The organism is Pectobacterium sp. A5351 (assembly GCF_028335745.1).
Taxonomy (GTDB): domain Bacteria; phylum Pseudomonadota; class Gammaproteobacteria; order Enterobacterales; family Enterobacteriaceae; genus Pectobacterium.
In genome coordinates, this window is record NZ_CP116477.1 from 715377 (window position 1) to 731527 (window position 16151).

General features: G+C 53.6%; 15 protein-coding genes and 1 pseudogene. 14 read left to right on the top strand and 2 right to left on the bottom strand.

Going from position 1 to position 16151, the window contains the following annotated elements; all coding sequences use genetic code 11:
* Positions 1-15: 15 nt before the first annotated feature.
* Positions 16-690, top strand: a pseudogene (locus tag O1Q74_RS03355) (LysR substrate-binding domain-containing protein); the annotation flags it as partial.
* A gap of 40 nt (positions 691-730) precedes the next feature.
* Here the strand turns inward: O1Q74_RS03355 and O1Q74_RS03360 are convergent.
* A complete protein-coding gene (locus tag O1Q74_RS03360) occupies positions 731-1654 on the bottom strand; it encodes a LysR family transcriptional regulator (protein WP_271876072.1) in 924 nt (307 codons plus the stop codon).
* Between the two features lie 146 nt (positions 1655-1800).
* Between O1Q74_RS03360 and lysA the strand changes: the two genes are divergently transcribed.
* Complete coding sequence (gene lysA, locus O1Q74_RS03365; protein WP_271876073.1) at positions 1801-3063, top strand: diaminopimelate decarboxylase; 1263 nt, start codon at positions 1801-1803, stop codon at positions 3061-3063.
* Here the strand turns inward: lysA and O1Q74_RS03370 are convergent.
* Positions 3060-4016, bottom strand: a complete 957-nt coding sequence (locus O1Q74_RS03370; RefSeq protein ID WP_271876074.1) for a DMT family transporter — start codon at positions 4014-4016, stop codon at positions 3060-3062. The two genes, lysA and O1Q74_RS03370, sit on opposite strands and share 4 nt — an antisense overlap.
* Before the next feature lie 121 nt (positions 4017-4137).
* Here O1Q74_RS03370 and O1Q74_RS03375 point away from each other — a divergent pair, with 121 nt between their 5' ends.
* From O1Q74_RS03375 to O1Q74_RS03430, 12 genes are all read left to right on the top strand, one after another.
* On the top strand, positions 4138-4731 hold the full coding sequence (locus O1Q74_RS03375) for a helix-turn-helix domain-containing protein (protein ID WP_442953116.1): 594 nt from the start codon (positions 4138-4140) through the stop codon (positions 4729-4731).
* A 477-nt stretch (positions 4732-5208) separates the two neighbouring features.
* A complete protein-coding gene (locus O1Q74_RS03380; protein ID WP_271876076.1) occupies positions 5209-5769 on the top strand; it encodes an NUDIX hydrolase in 561 nt (186 codons plus the stop codon).
* A complete protein-coding gene (locus tag O1Q74_RS03385) occupies positions 5766-6758 on the top strand; it encodes a Gfo/Idh/MocA family oxidoreductase (RefSeq protein WP_271876078.1) in 993 nt (330 codons plus the stop codon). The genes O1Q74_RS03380 and O1Q74_RS03385 overlap by 4 nt, the downstream gene beginning before the upstream one ends.
* Positions 6759-6786: 28 nt before the next feature.
* Complete coding sequence (locus O1Q74_RS03390; RefSeq protein WP_271876079.1) at positions 6787-7911, top strand: DegT/DnrJ/EryC1/StrS family aminotransferase; 1125 nt, start codon at positions 6787-6789, stop codon at positions 7909-7911.
* Between the two features lie 10 nt (positions 7912-7921).
* Positions 7922-9862: a DegT/DnrJ/EryC1/StrS family aminotransferase gene (locus O1Q74_RS03395; protein ID WP_271876081.1), complete on the top strand. Its 1941-nt coding sequence runs from the start codon at positions 7922-7924 to the stop codon at positions 9860-9862.
* The gene (locus tag O1Q74_RS03400) at positions 9859-11199 is read left to right on the top strand and encodes an FAD-dependent oxidoreductase (protein ID WP_271876083.1); all 1341 of its coding nucleotides are present in this window, start codon (positions 9859-9861) and stop codon (positions 11197-11199) included. The genes O1Q74_RS03395 and O1Q74_RS03400 overlap by 4 nt, the downstream gene beginning before the upstream one ends.
* An 11-nt stretch (positions 11200-11210) precedes the next feature.
* Positions 11211-11864, top strand: coding sequence for an HAD family hydrolase (locus O1Q74_RS03405; protein ID WP_271876084.1), 654 nt, complete (start codon positions 11211-11213; stop codon positions 11862-11864).
* 27 nt (positions 11865-11891) lie between these two features.
* Positions 11892-13025, top strand: coding sequence for a fatty acid desaturase family protein (locus O1Q74_RS03410; RefSeq protein ID WP_271876085.1), 1134 nt, complete (start codon positions 11892-11894; stop codon positions 13023-13025).
* Positions 13018-13923: an S-methyl-5'-thioadenosine phosphorylase gene (gene mtnP, locus O1Q74_RS03415; protein WP_271876086.1), complete on the top strand. Its 906-nt coding sequence runs from the start codon at positions 13018-13020 to the stop codon at positions 13921-13923. The genes O1Q74_RS03410 and mtnP overlap by 8 nt, the downstream gene beginning before the upstream one ends.
* A 28-nt stretch (positions 13924-13951) precedes the next feature.
* Positions 13952-14617, top strand: a complete 666-nt coding sequence (locus O1Q74_RS03420; RefSeq protein ID WP_271876088.1) for an HAD family hydrolase — start codon at positions 13952-13954, stop codon at positions 14615-14617.
* A gap of 15 nt (positions 14618-14632) precedes the next feature.
* The gene (locus tag O1Q74_RS03425; RefSeq protein ID WP_271876089.1) at positions 14633-15538 is read left to right on the top strand and encodes a substrate-binding domain-containing protein; all 906 of its coding nucleotides are present in this window, start codon (positions 14633-14635) and stop codon (positions 15536-15538) included.
* Positions 15535-16140 (top strand): NUDIX domain-containing protein, encoded by a 606-nt coding sequence (locus O1Q74_RS03430; RefSeq protein ID WP_271876090.1) that lies wholly within the window; start codon positions 15535-15537, stop codon positions 16138-16140. Before O1Q74_RS03425 ends, O1Q74_RS03430 begins: the two co-directional genes overlap by 4 nt.
* Positions 16141-16151 lie beyond the last annotated feature (11 nt).

Here is a 16151-nt window from a genome sequence, read left to right on the forward strand (position 1 = left end):
AAAACGGACTAATTAATGGATCGTATTACGGCAGCCGAAGTGTTCGTGACTATTATAGATCGCGGCAGCATGATCGCCGCGGCAGAGACGCTGGACATGTCCCGGGCGATGGTGACGCGCTATCTGGCGGAGATGGAAACGTGGGCAGGGGCGAGGCTACTGCACCGAACGACGCGCAAGCTGAGCCTGACGGATGCGGGGGAAAAAACGCTGGTGCGCTGTCGGGAGATGCTGGCGCTGACGGCGGATATGCGCGTCGAGGCCGAGACCGACAATGCCACGTTAAGCGGTTTGCTGCGTCTTAGCTGTTCGCAGTCGCTGGCGCAGGGAGCGCTCGGTATGGCGATCACGGCTTTCCTGCGGCACCATCCCCGTGTCGCTATCGATCTGCAAATGAATAACCGCGCGGTGCATCTGGTCGAGGAGCGCATCGATCTGGCGCTGCGCATCACCAACGAACTGGATCCCAATCTGATTGCCCGACCGCTGGCACGCTGTGAGTCGGTGCTGTGTGCATCGCCTTCTTATTTGAATGAGCACGGTATTCCGCGACAGCTGACCGATCTCTCGATTCACAACTGCCTGACCTACACCTATTTCGGCAAAAGCCTGTGGCATTTTTCCCGTGGCGATGAAAAGTTTACGATACCGGTCAGCGGCAACCTGAGCGGCAATGAATCACTGGTGCTGCCATCAGCGCAGTGATGGGGCTAACGACTCAAATGGTACGTTAGCGCCGCAAGACCTGCTCCAGACGTGAAGGCACGTCGGCAGCGTACCGTCTGAGTTGCTCAATGACGGTATCGACCAGTGCCGACGCAGGGCGGTGCAACGGACGAATCAGGCTGACCGTAAAGGGCACGTCGATGCTGAAAGGCCGCACGACCACGCCAGAGGCGGCATAATCCAATGCGGTGAGCGGGTTGACGATGGACAGCCCGACGCCTGCCCGTACCATCGCACACACCGACGCTGCGCTGTGGGTTTCCAACACCATCCGGCGCGACACGCCCTGTTCCTGAAACAGCTTGTCCAGCAGTTGACGATAGCTGTCGGCGCTCGACAGGCTGATAAAGGGTTCATCGGCAAAATCCTGCGGCGTGAGCACTGCTTTTTGCGCCAGCGGATGCCCGGCAGGCAGCACGCAGACTTCATTGAGTAACATCAGCGTTTGCCGCTCTGTACCGGCTGGCGTGAGGCTGTTTTCCGTTAAGCCTAAATCGTGGCGCTGGGCGGATAGCCACTCCTCCAGCAGCGGCGATTCCTGCGGAATGATGTGCAAATTAAGCCGCGGATAGCGTGCCAGCAGTGGCTTACAGACATCCGGCAGCAGCGACTGTGAGAACACAGGCAGACAGGCAACGGAAAGCTGCGCCTGCTGAAAACGGCGAATATCGCTGGCGGCGTTGATAATGCGATCCAAACCATAATAGGAGCGCTGCACTTCTTCAAACAGCTGTAGCCCCTGCGCGGTGGGGTAAAGCCTGCCGCGCAGCCGCTCAAACAGCGTCATCTGAATCAGTTTCTCAAAACGTGCCAGCTCGCGGCTGACGGTCGGCTGCGAGGTATTCAGTAGTACTGCCGCTTCTGTCAGATTCCCGGTCGTCATGACCGCATGGAAAATCTCGATGTGCCGCAAAGATATTGCCGCCATGCCGCTCCCTTTCATTCTTATCACTACCGTTGTGATAAACCATATCAGAAATGAATAGAGTCTGCTTAAAACGATATTTGTTTACCCGTTAGGGGATTTTTATAGTGTTTCTCAACCACGTTTAACCCTGTAAATCGGTAACTTTTATGCCTCACGATCTGAATGACGTAACCCATGCGCTGAACGCGCAAAGCCTGCGTGAACTGCCTGCCCGCTTTGGTTGCCCTGTTTGGGCTTATGATTCGCAAACCATCGTTAACCGCATTGCCCAACTGCGCCAGTTCGACACCATCCGCTTCGCGCAGAAGGCGTGTTCCAACACGCATATTTTGCGCCTGATGCGTGAGCAGGGTGTGAAAGTGGATTCGGTATCGTTGGGTGAGATCGAGCGTGCGCTGCTTGCTGGGTTTGTACCGGGCACCGATGCGCATGAGATTGTGTTTACTGCCGATCTGCTGGATCGCCCGACGCTGCAACGTGTTGCTGAACTGAACATTCCAGTGAACGCCGGTTCGGTTGATATGCTGGAACAACTGGGTCAGCAGTCGCCGGGGCATCCGGTATGGCTGCGCGTGAATCCGGGCTTTGGTCATGGTCACAGTCAGAAAACTAACACCGGCGGTGAAAACAGCAAGCACGGTATCTGGTACGGTGATTTGCCGCTGGCGCTGGCGCATATTCAGCGCTACCAACTTAAGCTGGTAGGCATCCACATGCACATTGGTTCCGGTGTGGATTACGGCCATCTGGAACAGGTGTGCGAGGCGATGGTGCGTCAGGTTGTTGAGCTGGGGCAGGACATCAAGGCGATTTCAGCGGGCGGCGGGCTGTCGATTCCGTATCGCCACGGCGAAGAAGCGATTGATACCGAACACTATTACGGATTGTGGAACGCGGCACGTGAAAAAATTGCCGCGCACCTCGGCCATCCGGTGACGCTGGAAATCGAGCCAGGACGTTTTCTGGTCGCGGAATCTGGCGTGTTGGTGGCGGAAGTGCGGGCGGTCAAATCCATGGGAAGCCGTCACTTTGTGCTGGTTGATGCCGGGTTTAACGACCTGATGCGTCCGGCGATGTACGGCAGCTATCACCATGTTTCTCTGCTGCCGGGTGATGGCCGCGATACCAGCCAGTCCACGCTGCGCGATAGCGTGATTGCCGGGCCGCTGTGTGAATCCGGTGATGTGTTTACCCAACAGGCTGGCGGCGGTGTGGAAACGTTCGCGCTCCCGGATGCGCAGGTGGGCGACTATCTGGTCTTCCACGACACCGGCGCGTACGGCGCATCCATGTCTTCGAACTACAACAGCCGTCCGCTGCTGCCGGAAGTGCTGTTTGAAAACGGCGAGCCGCGCCTGATTCGCCGTCGCCAGACGCTGGAAGAACTCCTGGCGCTGGAAGCGCTTTAATCGGGATGATTCGGTTGTATCGGGGGAAAGACATTCTGTTTTTCCCCCGAACGTACTGCCTGACGCAGGCGAATCCCTTGCCTGCTGAATGTGATGCGCCAGCCGAACGTCATTCCGGTGGCGGACAGCAGAATCGCCACCGCCCCTGCAAGCTGCATGGCATCCAACCGATGCCCAAACGCGGCCCAGTCAACCAGCGCTGCGATAACGGGATAGATGAACGACAGTGCCCCAACCAGCGCGGTCGGGATTTTCTGGATCGCGCTGTACAACAGCGTCGACATCAGCCCGGTATGGATTACGCCAATCGCCACCAGAATTTCCCACTGTGAAGCCATTGGTGCAACAGGCATTGCCGCAAAGGGGGCAAGAACTACGACGCCAACGAGCAGCTGTATGAGTACGAGTACGTGCGGCGGGATCCCTGACAGCTTTTTCGTTATCGCGGCCGCCACGGCGTAGAAAAACGCGGCACCCAATGCCATCAGCACGCCAGACAGATAGCCTTTGTCAGCGCTATCGATTCCCGTTTGCGCGCTGACGATCAGCACGATGCCGCCAAAGGCGCGCAGTAGCCAACAGAGTTTGTTGAGGGTCAGCGTTTCCCTGAAAAAGATCGCGCCTAGCCCCACCAACATAAAGGGCTGCGTGTGATACACCACGGTGGCGACGGCGATAGACGCATGCGCATAAGCGCCAAATAGCAGCGTCCAGTTGAACACCAGCGCCAGGCCGCCGAGTAGGGCAATACCAGCCTGCTTCCGGTTAATGACGCCCCGTCGCAACAAGCCCAATAGCCCACAGACGATCAGCATCGTCAATGCGCCGAACGCGCAGCGCCAGAAGACTACCGTCATGGCTGGCTGTCCTGACGTCAAAACGAACCAGCCAACCGTACCAGAAATGATCATCGCGATAGCCATTTCTATCGTGCCGCGAGTCTGAGATGTCATTTTTTCCTGCCTATTTGTGCAAAGTGTGTGCTGTTATAGTGAACAAAATTTTTTATAATGAACAACAGGACAAAATAATGAACACAATGCCTTTGTTCGTCAAGTCGAACAAATAGTCATTATGGTGAACAATATGACAATCGATAATCAGGAAAATGGTGCGCAGGCGATTACGCCCATCGCGCGGCTGGCCGTTGCTATTCGGCGGGAACGTGAGCGGCTAAATCTGTCAGTGACCGAGCTGGCAAAGCGGGCGGGGCTGGCAAAATCAACGCTTTCACAGTTGGAAACTGGGATTGGCAACCCGAGTCTGGAAACGCTCTGGGCGCTGGCGATGGCGCTTGATGTACAGGTCAGCCAGCTGATTGGCCAATCTCGCCAACACGTGCAGGTGATTCGGGCTAACGAAGGCGCAGCAACCTATTCGGAGCAGGCAAACTATGCCGCGACGCTGCTGGCTGTGTGTCCGGTAGGCGCGCAGCGTGATATTTATCGGCTTAATGTACAGCCGGGGGAAGCCAGAGTCTCTCAACCGCATAGACCGGGGACGATTGAACACGTGATTCTGAGCCGCGGTCGCGCCAGAATTGGGCCTGTTGCACAGCCCGTTGAACTGAGCGCGGGGGATTACATCAGCTACTCCGCCGACGTCCCGCATCTGTTTGACGCGCTGGAGGCGGATACGAGTGCGGTGATGTTGATTGAGCATGGCTAAAGCGGTAACCCCGTGCGTACTGCTCGTACGGGGTAAGCGGTTACAAATTTTTTTTGCAAAAATGTTAATGAAAATCATTAAATTAGTATTTTTTATGTTTTATTATGGTGAAAATAAGTTGCAAAGCCATTGTGTATAGATTGTTTTCTGATATTTTACTCACGTATTAATAAGCGAGTAACAGTGAGCGTATAGCTTGTCTTATATTTGTCATATAACAGGTCTATATATTTAATATGTATCCTATTTATTTAATTAAGACGATAAGTTTTAGCCTTTGTGATGTCATTGGTTTTATAGAACATGGTACGTTTTAAATTAGCGGTCTAATTATTTTTTTAACTATAATAAATCTATCTGATGTGCCTTGCGGTTTTTATGTAATAACGACGTTGTCAGTGATATGGAAAGACTGATGCGGGGCTTATGCTGTGTGAATAATATGTTTTATGTCATAAGACGCTTGAGGGAATAAACGTGCAAGATGGCAGAAGTGTAATTCTGAAACTTAATGCTGACATCAGCTATAAGTTTCCTATCACAACAGATAGAGATGATGTGAATGCTAAACGTCTGCAATATTTTATTGATGCGACGTCCCACCCCTTTGAACGATCCACATTAGAAGGCCATGTTACGGGAACCGCTTTTATAGTGGATAAAGAAAGACAACACACCCTTCTTTTAAGACATAAAAAACTGAATATGTGGTTACCACCCGGTGGTCACTGTGACGGTAATGCCGATATTATCGATACCGTATTACGAGAAACACAGGAAGAGACAGGCATCGCAGACGTTAATGTTGTCTCTAACGAGATATTGGATATCGATATTCACCTCATTCCCGCCAACCCCAAAGAGCCTGAACATTACCACTATGATATTCGTTTTTTGCTACAGGCTGACAGGCATGTACCGCTGGTCATCAATGAACAAGAGGCGACAAATTTACAGTGGATAAGCATTGACAGGCTTGAAGATTACACGCAGCTCCCATCGCTTTTAATACTGAGAGAAAAAATGGAGGTATTATGAAAATCGGATTCGTTGGATTTGGTGCACAAGCTCGTGAAAATCTTATACCCGCGTGTAATGCATTATTTGGCGTGGAAATTGCGGCGATTTGCGATACTGACCCAGCAAAGTGTCTGGAAGCGGCGACTCTGTTTAAATTTGATGAAGAAAAGATATTCAGTAATCATTGTGAAATGATGGATAAATGCAAACTCGATGCGGTCATCGTGGCGTGTTATCCTTCTGCACATTATCGGATAGCCTATGATGCGATAGAACGTGGTATCCCTGTCTTATTAGAAAAACCTGTAGCGGCGAGTTCTGAAGATGTTATTCGCCTTGCTGAAATGGCGAAGCGAAAAGGCGTGATTACCGGCTCCGGTATGAACTTTCGTTTTGCAGATGTAACTGAACGTATTAAACAAATCTATAACGATAAAATACAGATGATCAGTTTACGGCAAATGGCGAATAAGCCGGTCTCTGTACTCTGGGATTATAACAGCGTGTTAAAATCCTTTTTGCATGCACAGACTATTCACGGCCTCGATCTCCTGATACATCTCTGTGGCTCGGTCAAGAAATTATCGGTGGCGGATAATAGCAGCGACGGAAATATTATATTTAGCGTATTACTGGAGTTCGTTAATGGTGCTCACGGCACGCTCATTACCAGTAATACCTCGCCACACTTCACTTTTGATTTAGACGTATTAGCCGATGACCGGCTTCATATTAAGAGCACATCACTGAGTACGATTAGCGTTGCGGATATGGACAAAACATATCTGAAAGGTGAACGCAAACGCTGGTGTGACACCTGGGCCGTCAGCCCGCTGTCCTCGGGATATTCGAGAGCGGGATATACGGGTGAGATTCTCGATTTTATCAATGCTATTCAGTCAGGCGACCGGGATTCTAAGACGGCGCTGTCAACGCTGATTGAAACCTATCGCTGCATGGATGCTATCGAAGAACAGTGCAAACGCGTGTTAGCGGTTAATTATTAAGTTCAGGTTAACGTTAAGGGATTATCTTATGACCGAAAAAACGTATCAGAATCTTCATATCAATTTCGACCAAAGCGATTATGACGCGGTACTTTCCGCGTTTAATACCACGAGTTTTTCGGGTAAATCCCCCATATTGACGGAATACGAACACGCGCTTGCCAGATATTTTGGCACGACCAAGGCGTTACCGTGCTGCAATGGCACCGTGGCGATTGAATTGGCGATTCGGGGTCTGGGTTTGCAGCCGGGCGATCGTATTGCGCTGCCGCCTACCGCGCCGATTATGACGATCCTGCCGATTATCACCACAGGCTGTGTCCCGGTTTTCTGCGATGTCGCCCCCCTGTCTTTTTCACCGGATCTCGATCACTTGCGCAAACTCGTGCAGGAACAGCCGATCAAGGCATTGATTGTTGTCCCTATGTGGGGTTACCCGATCGAAATGCGTGCCGTGGTGGATTTTTGCAAGACGCAAGGCATTCGGCTGATTGAGGACTGTGCTCACGCGTTTGGTACCACCTCTGACGGGCAATATCTGGGGACGTTTGGTGATGTTTCCTGTTTCTCTACCCATGAGCGCAAGCTGATGAGTACGGGCGAGGGCGGCTTCTGTCTGACCAATGATGATGATGTCTATGAGCGGATGCTCAGGTGGCAGCACCACGGGCTCAAAGCATCCAGCAGGAACAACGGCTATATCTTGGGCGAAGACATCGGCACCAACTTCAAATTGCCACCGCTGTGCGCTGCGCTGGGTATCAATCAGTTAAAGAAACTCGATCGCAAAATTGCGGATCGCCGCGAGCGCGTGCAGAAAGTCCGACAGGCGCTGTCGGCTATCCCGACAATACAGGAATTCCCCCGCTATCAGGGCGCGGAGATCAATGGCTATTCCATGGTCTACCACCACCTCAACGGCGCGAGCGTTGATCAAGGTAACCGCATGTTTTCTCAGGGGGTGATGTCCGACACCACTCGATACAAATACAAACCGCTTTATCGTGAACCGGCTTTTACGCCATACGCAGAACCTTGTCCCAATGCGGAACACATCATTGAAACCATCTTCACCGTTCCCTGCCATGAAGGGCTCAACGATAGCGATATCGATTACATCGTCAGTGTCGTGAACGACAATTTTAATGCCTAAGGAAGAGGTCATGGACGACGCGATCTTTGCAAACGATCTCCACGATCCTGTACAGGCCCGAAAGCGTGAGCTGGATGCCGTTATTGCCGTGGCGGCGGGGGATATGGAGACCTCCCTTGCCACGGTCGCGCGCTTCGAATCCGAGTTGGCAGACTGGGCTGGGTTTGCGGCATGTGTCGGGACGTCGTCTGATACCGGGGGCGTCAGCGTGATGCTCGGTGCTCTCGATTTCCGGCCCGGCGATGAGGTTATCGTGGGGCCGGATGTCCCGGCATGGGTCACGTCGCCTTTGGTGCATGCGGGGTTGATACCCGTGGCCGCAGACTATGAGCCTGGCACGCTGCGTGTACAGCTGGCTGCGTTCGAGCAGCATTTTAGTGAGAGAACCAGAGCGGTGCTGGTTTCCTCCTCTTTTCTGTATCGTCAGGACATCGCCCACGTTATTGAGATGAGCCGCGCGAGGCAACTTGTCACGATTGTTGAGTTAACCGCGTCCATCGACACGATGCTCGACCACCGGCAGATCGCTGAGGGATTCGACATTGGGCTGTTGTCCTTGCGAGAAGGGGATTCCGCGATTTCCACTGGCGAAGGGGGGGCCGTGTTTTTTCGCCATCGCGAATGGGGACGCCGAGCGAAAAGCTACTCTCAATTCTCCGATTTGGATGGGATACATGTCGGTGTTAACCACAAGATAAGTGGTATCCAATGTGCTGTCGGGCGGCTTCGTTTACAGGCGCTGATGGCAAGAAATGCGGCGCATCGTGCGGCGGGCTACCGAATGGGTGCTGATAGCCAACACGCTGCCAATCCGCCGCTATCTCCCTCTGTGGTCGCAGGGGCTGGCGCCCACGCCATCAAAGACAGCTTTTATCCTGTCGGCACCCGCGAAGAAGCGTTTGTGCTGGCTGCGTTGAACAGCGGTATCGGAGGACGATCCGAGACCGTTCGCCAATACGAACAGCAGCTAAAAACGCATTTTAATGCCGGGCAGGCTATTGCCACGTCATCGGGGTATGGTTCGCTCGTTGTCGCGCTGTCTGCCTTTGGCCTCAAACCGGGGGACAAGGTGCTGTTAACGCCGACATGTCCGCTGTGCACGGTATACGCCCTCATGTTTATGCGACTTGAACCGGTATTTTGCGATATCAGCCCGGATGATTTCACCATCGATCTGGCTATGGCTGAGCGCCTGATCGACGACAAAACCAAAGCGATTATCGATATCCCGATGTGGGGATATCCGGTTGATGCGAAGCGAGTTGCCGCGTTTGCGCGTGCGCACGGTTTGTACTACCTGCTTGATATCGCGCTGGCGCACAAGGCCAGATTAGATGGCGAATTCCTCTGGAAATACGCCGATATGGCGACGTTTTCCACGCACCACAGCAAAACGCTGGTTACCGGCGAGGGCGGGGCGGTTCTGACGGATAACGATGAACTGGCGCTGAAGGCGAAGCAGTTTACGCACTGTGATTTCACCGCGTCCCGTAATCCGGTGTTGAATTTCTCTCTCAGTGGTTTACAGGCTGCGCTGGGGCTGGCACGGCTTCATCGGCTGGAACAGGATGTGCAACAGCGTTTGTCTACCATGCAGGCGGTGAGCACGCTACTGACCAACCCCTATCTCGAACCGTTGCCGATCATTTCCGGTGGTGAACCCGCTGGCACCAAACTGCTCGTGCGTTCGCTGACGGGCAGCAATGCCGCTTTACTTGAACATCAGTCTCATGCTGGCATCCCCTCGGATATCGCCCTGTATAACTGCAAGGCGCTGTACCAGTATCCCGTTTTGCGTGACAAAGCCACGCCGTGCCCGAATGCCGAGCGGATGCTGGCGACCATCACCACCTTACCTGTTCATCCGGATATCCGACAGGCTGACATCGCGGTGATCGCAGCGGTACTCAATCGCTTTCAGCCTGAACATACGGAGGAGGTTCTGTCATGACGACATTAAATAATGCTACAGGCAAGGCTATCGTCATTGGCGCCAGCATTGCTGGCTGTCTGGTCGCCCGTTCGCTTGCCAGGCACTTCAAGGACGTTGTGCTGCTCGATTTGGATACGTTTAGTGATGAACCTTGCACGCGTCGGACGGTGCCGCAGGAACATCATGTGCATCTGCTATTAAATCGCGGTGTCCAGATTATCGAGAATTTCTATCCCGGTTTTAAGAACGAGCTGCTGCACTTCGGGGCTGAAGAGATCGATCTGTCTCATGGCGTGAAATGCTATGCTGGCGTGGGCTGGAAACAGCGCTGGCCGACCGGTATTACCGCGCACTATTGTTCAAGAACGCTGCTTGAGCATGTTCTGAGACAATCGGCCAGACGCGTACCGAATATCGAGATTAAAGAGGGCTATCGGGTTAAACACCTTCTTCATGATGACGGAACCGTGCGAGGGCTTGTCGCGAGCGTCGGGCAAGTGGAGGAAACGCTGGAAGCCGATCTGGTGGTGGATGCCTCTGGCAGAAACTCAAAGGCTGCGGCATGGCTGAAGCAGCTAGGCTACGGCGAGGTTCAGCGTGAAGAGGTCGAGAATCAGCTCGGCTATGTGTCGCGCGTCTATAAGAAAGACACAACGCGTCAGACCGGCTGGAAAGTGCTGCTCGTGACGCCCAATCTGCCGACAAAACGCAGTATGGGTGTCATCAGTCCCATTGAGGGAGACAAGTATATCGTCACCGCCGGAGGCTGGTTCGGCGAATCGCCCAAGCCCAATGAACATGACTTTATGCGATTCCTTGCCGAGCTGCCGGTGCCTGACATCCATGATGAGGTCAGCAAGCTGGAGCCGCTGAGTGAGTTTCACCAGTTCAAGATGCCATGCAGCCTGAGACGCCGTTATGACCTGATGCCGTCATGGCCGGATGGTTTTCTGGTCGTGGGAGATGCGCTATGCAGCATCAACCCTATTTACAGTCAGGGGATGAGTGTTTCGGCCCTGCAAGCCGAAGCGCTGGACGTCGCTCTGCCTGAGTATCTCCGGTGCACGATCTCGGCCCAGCAGGTGCTGAATGTGCAAGTGATGGCGACGGAAATCTCCTGGCAGCAGGCCAAAAAAAGCGATGAAAGCCTGAGCCAGCAGGCCGCCAAAGCCGCTCTGAAAAATAAGCTGAAAGAGACGTATATCAGCCTGGTTCACGCCGCGTCGTTCCACAATCGGGACGTGGCGATTGCCACCCTCAAGATCGCTAACCTGCTAGAAGCGCAGCGCACGCTCTATCGTTTCCCCATAGTCAGAGCCTCATTATCCAGCGTCATTGCCCGAGCCATACGATAAGGAATATCACGATGAAAGATAGCACTGCGATTAAACACGTTATTTTCGACTGGAATGGCACGCTGGTCGATGACCTGGCGCTGGCGGTGAAGGGGGTGAACGCGGTGAGGGAGTTACAAACGCTGCCTCCTCTCGATGCAAAGAGATATCGCGAGCATTTCGGGTTCCCGATCCAGTCGTTCTATCAGGCGGTCGGGATCGACTGCGAGAGCGGGCGATTCGACGATTTGATCCACGCGTATCTGCGTATTTTCAATAGCGAAATCAACCAGTGTCCTCTCCATCAGGGGGCCATCGATATCATCAGTATGTTGCGACGTACCGGCGTGAGCATCTCCGTGCTGTCTGCCAGCCAGCACGAGACGTTACAGAACAATCTAGCCAGCGCTGGCATTGACCATCTTGTCGACCATGTGTTTGGCCTCACGAATACCCAGGCTAAAGGCAAGCAGGGTATTGCTGAAACGCTAGACTCAGTACTGGGAAATCCGGGAACGACGGCTCTGATGATCGGTGATACCGATCATGACATCGACGTCGCACACGCCTGTGGCTGGCAGATGGCTTCTGTCTCACACGGCCATCAGACGCACGAACGGCTGAGCGCGATTCACCCGTTTGTTTTCGGGGATCTGTCATCGGTATACCGCGCCTATTTCCGCTAATTTCGCCAATGCCATGGAGGGTTTCACATGCTAAGCCAAGATCGTGTGTTCGATGTGATGGTGGTACTGATCGCGTTAAGTCTTTTTCTCCGGCTGGCGATCACGCTTTATTATCGCGACGGTGAGCGGATCCTGCCGAAATTCAAACTTAGCCCCGGCAACAGAGATGAGATCAGTTACTACAAGCGATTCGATACGCTCTTCGCGCCGCTGCCGTTTATCTACTGTTGGCTGGAGATTTTTGCCGCCGTGCTGTTCTTCCGCTGGACGGACTATAACGTGCTGTCCGGTGCGCTGCTGGCGGTGGTGACCTCGGGGCGGATGAGAGCGCTACAAGAGCTGGGTCACAATGCGCTGCACGTGGCGCTGTGCCCCTCGAAGAAGCTACAGTGGTTCCTGTCCAACACGTTTTTCCAGTTCCCGACGCTGAAAAGGGATATGGATTCGCGCTTTATTACGCATGTCATTGAACATCACCCTAATGCGGACGTTCCGGGTAAAGATCCGAATCTGCGGCGGGTGATTGCCGCAGGCATGGTGCCCGGCATCAGCCGTGGTCAGTTTATCAAAGCCTTGTTCTATCCGGTCAGCCTTAAAGGTCTGGTTAATAACATCAAGGGCAACTTCCGCGATGTATTCCGAGAAAACACCTCGAAGCAGACCGCGCTGCTGCGCGCCGTCGTGACGATAAGTGTGGTGGCGCTTTATTTGTGGGTGGGCGGCATTGCGGCGCTGATTGTCGGGTGGGTGATTCCTGTTTTCTCCATTTATCCGCTGTTTTCGTGGTGGTCGCTGCTCTCTAAACACCGCTGGCACACGCCTTATAGCCCAACCCGCTACCGGCTTGCCCATGACTATGAACATGGCCGTGCCACGGATTTTTCCGGCGTGTTCGGTGCGATTCAGCGGTATCTGATATTTCCGATGTCCGACGCCTATCATCTGGCACACCACATTTATCCCACCGTTCGCTATCAATATATGCCCGCCGTGGACTGGGCGCTGAAAGTCAATGAACCACGATACACGCAGTACATCGCAAAGGGAATGATCTTCGGTTCAGGAGGGCAACCTGCTGCGCTCTCTGAGCTATACCACCGGCTCGTCAATACGGCTGTTCAATCGCCACTAAACAGGGAAAGAGGAACGATTAATGACTGATCAACGAACGACGACGCCACCCCGTATTGGGATCATCTGTGGCAGCGGGATGGATTCTCTGTCGATCATCGAAACGCCTGAGCGCATCAATGTCACGACTTCCTTTGGCGACCCTTCCGGCATCATCACGCTTGGCGAGATAGCCGGGATTCCGGTAGCGATCGTGAATCGTCATGGCATCGGCCACCGGCTGCTGCCCTCGGAAATTAACGTCAGAGCCAACATTGCCGCGCTCAAGGCGCTGGGGGTTTCGCAGGTGATCTCGTTCAGCGCCGTTGGCAGCCTGGTCGAAGAAGCCCCTCCCGGTACGTTTGTCGCGATCGATCAATATATCGATCGGACGTACCGCCGCGTAAATACCTTCTTCGGTTCAGGGGTGGTGGCGCATGTTCCTTTTGGGAAGCCGGTTTGCACGGATAACCACTCGCTGCTGGTTGATGCACTGGACGAACTCGCCATTCCACATCTGGCAAAGGGGCTGTATGTCGTGATGGAAGGGCCGCACTTTTCAACCAAAGCGGAATCCGCATTCCATCGCCAAATGGGTGGCACGGTTATTGGCATGACCGCCATGCCAGAGCCGAAGCTCTGCCGTGAAGCGGAGCTTTGCTACAACATGGTCGCGATGGTGACCGATTACGATTGCTGGCATACCTCCCATGAGGCGGTGAATGCCGCCATGGTCAGTGAGCAGATGGCTGATAATATTAAGAAAGCCGAGTCTCTGTTATCCGTCATCGTGCCAAAACTTGCACAGCGTGAGGCGCTATGCCGTGATCGCTGCCAATACGCATTAGATGGTGCCATCATGACGGATTTCAGCCTGATCACGTCCGAAGTCATTAGCCGTTTTTCACCGTTACTTGACCGTGTTATCCAGGACGATATGTCGTCCTGAAATCGTTGCTTAGCTGGGAGAGATTGGAATGAAAACTACCGCAGGATTGTTGTTTGACCTGGATGGAACATTGCTCGACACAGACCGGCTGCATCTGGCCGCGTTTAATGAACTCCTGGCCGACTTTGGTCAGTCCGTTACGATTGACTATTACAACGAAAAAATCATGGGCGCGCCGATGGACCACATCACGCGCGATCTTTTCCCCAATCTATCGCCCGAGCACCGTTATGAACTGGGAGAGCGTAAAGAAGCGCTGTTCAGGAAGCAGCTTACGGGGCCGCTGGAAGGCCGCCCTGGCGTGACTGGACTCTTCGAGTGGGCGCAGGACAGAAACATTGGAATCGCTGTGGTGACCAACGCGCCGCGTGAAAGCGCCATCATGATGTTGAAGGGGCTACATTTATTGGAGTCCGTCGATCATCTGCTTATCGGCGCGGAGCTGCCGCGCAGCAAGCCCGATCCTTATCCCTACGCGGAAGCGATGCGACTGCTGGGCGTTGGGCCTGAAAACGCCTTAGCGTTTGAGGATTCTGGCCCCGGTATTCAGTCTGCGGCGGCGGCGGGGGTATTTACCTTCGGTATGACGGGCGCACTGGATGAAGCGGCGTTGCTGAAGTATGGCGCATCAGCGGCGATCCCAGATTTCAACGACGACAAGCTGACGGCCATGCTCAGCAAGCTTAGCGCGTGAGGTAAAGGAACCAACATGACTTCCACTCTCATTCATGCCCCAACGGGCGACGGCTCAAAGGCCACACTCAAAGCCTATAGCTCTTTTGAACCTTATGAGCTTGCGGATTATCTGCGCGCGCTCGCGCATCACATGCCTGATGTGGCGATCCATATTGAAAGAATGCCTACGGCAGCCCTGACGGCAAGGCTGGCTCAGGAGCTGCATGCTCCTCAGGTGGATATGATTCTGGGGTGGGCAGATACCGCCTCGCGAACCCTCGATTTACGCGAGGGGCTATTTGCGCCGGGCGCTGACGCCGATGGATATATGCGCATCACCGGATTTTCAACCGCGATCGTTGTCGATACCGCCGTCCTCTCTGAAACGGGTGTGGATATCGTATCCTGGGTCGATCTTGCCCAACCGGCGCTTCTGGGGAAGGTTGCGTTTCCTGACCCAACCGTATCGGGCGCGGGTTTTCTGGCGCTGGCGACGATTCTGCAATTCTACGGTGAGCCCGAAGGCTGGGCGATCCTCTCTGATATTTATCGCAATGCGTGCATCAGGCCACCTTCCGCGTGGGAGCCCGCCCGGTTGACCGGAGAAGGGCAGATCGCGGCTGGCGTGACGGTAAAAATAGCGGCCTCAAATCGGCAACGGGAATGCCCTACGCTGCAACTCGTTGAACCGCAAGATGCGATCGGCATTGAATCTGAAGTCTTTGCAGGCTTTAGCACGACCCGCCACCGTCCACTGGTCACTCAGGCACTTCAATGGCTCAGGTCAGAAGAGGCCGCGGCCCTCTATGCAAGTTATAACAAAGTTATTCTCGGAAAACCGGATAGCCGGCTATTTGTTATTGATGCCGAAAACGCGGTAAAAAATCGAACCCGCTGGTTGTCCCAGCTTGAATCCATTGCAAACGGTAATCACCTATGAAAAACACGACTTATGCACCCTCTGCCACGACGGCGGTCGTCAATGACAGTTGGGTATTAGCCAATGACTGGGGAAAGCTCACTAAATACGACATCACTTACACACGCTCAAACGGAACGGAACAGCGGCTGATCCGCGAAGCTTATGACCGTGGTCACGGTGCGACCATCGTGCTCTACAACCCGGATGCACGTACGGTCATTCTCACCAGTCAGTTTCGGCTACCGGCTTTTCTGCTGGGTCACCATTATGAGCTGATCGAAGCGTGTGCTGGCCTGTTGGATGAACGCGACCCGATAGAGGCCATCAGAAAAGAGGCAGAGGAGGAAACCGGATATAAGCTCAATGAGGTCACCAAAATTGGTGAAATATTCATGAGTCCCGGTTCTGTTACCGAGCGTCTACACTTCTTTATTGCGCCGTTTACGCACGAGATGCGCATCAATGAAGGCGGCGGTATCGCTGAAGAAGGCGAAGATATCAAGGTCATGGAAATCCCGATTAAAGATGCGCTGCAAATGATTGATGACGGCCAGATTATTGATGCCAAAACCATTATTTTGCTTCAGCACCTGGTGATTAAAAATATTTGTAAGCCCTAATTCTCCCCTAA

What these genes read in the sequence shown, in the direction of transcription:
- O1Q74_RS03375 (WP_442953116.1), top strand. Translation starts at nt 4,138, where the DNA reads ATGGTGAACAATATGACAATCGATAATCAGGAAAATGGTGCGCAGGCG.
- lysA (WP_271876073.1), top strand. Translation starts at nt 1,801, where the DNA reads ATGCCTCACGATCTGAATGACGTAACCCATGCGCTGAACGCGCAAAGC.
- O1Q74_RS03400 (WP_271876083.1), top strand. Translation starts at nt 9,859, where the DNA reads ATGACGACATTAAATAATGCTACAGGCAAGGCTATCGTCATTGGCGCC.
- O1Q74_RS03420 (WP_271876088.1), top strand. Translation starts at nt 13,952, where the DNA reads ATGAAAACTACCGCAGGATTGTTGTTTGACCTGGATGGAACATTGCTC.
- mtnP (WP_271876086.1), top strand. Translation starts at nt 13,018, where the DNA reads ATGACTGATCAACGAACGACGACGCCACCCCGTATTGGGATCATCTGT.
- O1Q74_RS03410 (WP_271876085.1), top strand. Translation starts at nt 11,892, where the DNA reads ATGCTAAGCCAAGATCGTGTGTTCGATGTGATGGTGGTACTGATCGCG.
- O1Q74_RS03385 (WP_271876078.1), top strand. Translation starts at nt 5,766, where the DNA reads ATGAAAATCGGATTCGTTGGATTTGGTGCACAAGCTCGTGAAAATCTT.
- O1Q74_RS03405 (WP_271876084.1), top strand. Translation starts at nt 11,211, where the DNA reads ATGAAAGATAGCACTGCGATTAAACACGTTATTTTCGACTGGAATGGC.
- O1Q74_RS03395 (WP_271876081.1), top strand. Translation starts at nt 7,922, where the DNA reads ATGGACGACGCGATCTTTGCAAACGATCTCCACGATCCTGTACAGGCC.
- O1Q74_RS03390 (WP_271876079.1), top strand. Translation starts at nt 6,787, where the DNA reads ATGACCGAAAAAACGTATCAGAATCTTCATATCAATTTCGACCAAAGC.
- O1Q74_RS03430 (WP_271876090.1), top strand. Translation starts at nt 15,535, where the DNA reads ATGAAAAACACGACTTATGCACCCTCTGCCACGACGGCGGTCGTCAAT.
- O1Q74_RS03425 (WP_271876089.1), top strand. Translation starts at nt 14,633, where the DNA reads ATGACTTCCACTCTCATTCATGCCCCAACGGGCGACGGCTCAAAGGCC.
- O1Q74_RS03360 (WP_271876072.1), bottom strand. Translation starts at nt 1,654, where the DNA reads ATGGCGGCAATATCTTTGCGGCACATCGAGATTTTCCATGCGGTCATG.
- O1Q74_RS03370 (WP_271876074.1), bottom strand. Translation starts at nt 4,016, where the DNA reads ATGACATCTCAGACTCGCGGCACGATAGAAATGGCTATCGCGATGATC.